Here is a 1,646-nt window from a genome sequence, read left to right as displayed (position 1 = left end):
CCTTGATGATTTTGAACAGCTTCATACACTTTCTGTTGCTGCGCTTGTTCTTCCGCAAAGATTTCTAATGAGGGCGTTATTCCAGTAGCAAACATAGATAATGCGGCAGTTACTATCACTAAATTTTGTGTTTTTCGTTTCTGTCCCCTTTTCATACTATCCCTCCGCTATATTTTCAGAAACTTAAAATATGAATATATAAGTAATATCTATTACTTATATATTCATATTATCTATTTACACATATTTACACAATTTAACATAAATATACTCATTTATATAAGGAAATGGATATATTTTAATTCACTTAATAAGATGAATAACCAAATAAATGTATGAGAAAAAAAGATTTTAATACATTTATTATAAATAAAAAGCATAAAACACAAAAAATGTCAAAATATTAACACATTATATTCTGGTACAAATACCTCCAGACAGTTATAACTAATCACCTCTAAACTCCGATGGTTCAATTGTCCACTTTGTTAATTTCTCATTTATTATATAAATTTTATATAGCAAAGAAAACGCAACCCTATAACAAATGTCATAAAGTTGCGTCCATTGCATGTGTAAATAAGTTATTGAAACTTCTCCTTCACCTTATTACACACAATATACACTATGATTCTCGGTTAGCAGCCTAACATCATAGTTTCATTCATCATACCATATCCGCCCCTAGTAAAAAAATGAATCCCTGCTAGGGGTATTTTGCATGCATAAAAATGGATACCTATATTTTGTGATATCCAGTCCATTAAAAATCTAAAAATATAGGCTGACTAATCGTAAGAAAAGCACCTGTGATATACACAAAGTGCTTTTCTCTTGTCAATTTATCTATTTTCACTATACTTATCTATTTTCTTTTTATAACTCAAACTTCTTAGAATCGTACTTTTGGCTTGTTGCAATTCATTTTGTTTATATGGAATATGTTTATCTGTCTGTACATCTTCAACATTTTCTCCATCTGCTAATATTCTCTTGTACTTAAAAGAGTGCGCTGTTAATACTGTTTTAATCATTTTGTATTGCCCTCCTTTTGTTTGATTACTTGTATCATAAAACAAGTATCTGAAGTTTATATGTAGTCTATCTAGAGTGTATGTAAATTTAAAAAATCTCTAACAAAATGTTTGTATTGTAACGTTACTACTAAAACTACTGTTTCAAACACCATGGTTTGAAGAGACAGTCCCCCATGTTCTAGCCTCAATTCCTCCTACAGTTCTATATTGAGTAAAACTAGTTGATCCCTATCATATAAAAAGAGCACCACTTTTTGGATGCTCTTCGTTATAACTATATATTATTTAATTTTCTTCTTTTGTTGGTACCATTTTTCCTTGTTGAGAATCCGTACCTGTACCTTCTGATTTTTCAACAGTTTTTACATGTTCTGATTTTTCAGGGGCTCCCATTTCAAATCCAGGTTGTGATTCTGTACCTTCATTTGTCGGTACCATTTTTCCTTCTTGAGAATCTGTACCTGTACCTTCTGATTTTTCAACAGTTTTTACATGTTCTGATTTTTCAGGGGCTCCCATTTCAAATCCAGGTTGTGATTCTGTACCCTCTGTTCTTTCAACAGTTTTTGCATGTTCTGGTTTTTCAGGGGCTCCCATTTCAAATCCAGG

General features: G+C 31.3%; 2 protein-coding genes and 1 pseudogene. All 3 read right to left on the bottom strand.

What is annotated here, in order from left to right:
• Nucleotides 1-155: chitin-binding protein (locus tag HMPREF2590_RS30945; RefSeq protein WP_070861591.1), on the bottom strand; the 155-nt coding region annotated here is incomplete at its 3' end.
• A 687-nt stretch (nucleotides 156-842) separates the two neighbouring features.
• Nucleotides 843-1,034, bottom strand: coding sequence for a hypothetical protein (locus HMPREF2590_RS23750; protein WP_042973106.1), 192 nt, complete (start codon nucleotides 1,032-1,034; stop codon nucleotides 843-845).
• Nucleotides 1,035-1,322: 288 nt separating this feature from the next.
• Nucleotides 1,323-1,646, bottom strand: a pseudogene (locus tag HMPREF2590_RS23745) (hypothetical protein); the annotation flags it as partial.

The organism is Bacillus sp. HMSC036E02 (assembly GCF_001836235.1).
Classification (GTDB): Bacteria; Bacillota; Bacilli; order Bacillales; family Bacillaceae_G; genus Bacillus_A; species Bacillus_A cereus.
The sequence above is the reverse complement of the archived record's forward strand: the minus strand, read 5'-3'. Positions and strand labels throughout refer to the sequence as shown.

Excerpts from the sequence above, each read along its gene's own strand:
- HMPREF2590_RS23750 (WP_042973106.1), bottom strand. The coding sequence starts at position 1,034 with ATGATTAAAACAGTATTAACAGCGCACTCTTTTAAGTACAAGAGAATA.